Genomic DNA, 308 nt, shown 5'->3' on the forward strand with positions numbered 1-308 from the left:
AGTTCCGACCTGCACGAAAGGTGTAATGATTTGGGCACTGTCTCAACGAGAGACTCGGTGAAATTATAATACCCGTGAAGATGCGGGTTACCCGCGACAGGACGGAAAGACCCCATGGAGCTTTACTGCAGTTTAATATTGGGTATCTGTCAAGCATGTACAGGATAGGTAGGAGCCAGAGAAGATAGGACGCCAGTCTTATCTGAGGCGCTGTTGGGATACTACCCTTGCTTGACGGATGCTCTAACTCAGGCGTGTAAACCAGGCCGAGGACAGTGTTTGACGGGCAGTTTGACTGGGGCGGTCGC

Annotated in this window: 1 rRNA gene; it reads left to right on the forward strand. The window is 51.6% G+C overall.

From position 1 onward, the window contains the following. A 23S ribosomal RNA gene (locus lacNas_RS11730) occupies positions 1-308 on the forward strand; the annotation flags it as partial.

Source organism: Lactobacillus nasalidis (genome assembly GCF_016587775.1).
Classification (GTDB): domain Bacteria; phylum Bacillota; class Bacilli; order Lactobacillales; family Lactobacillaceae; genus Lactobacillus; species Lactobacillus nasalidis.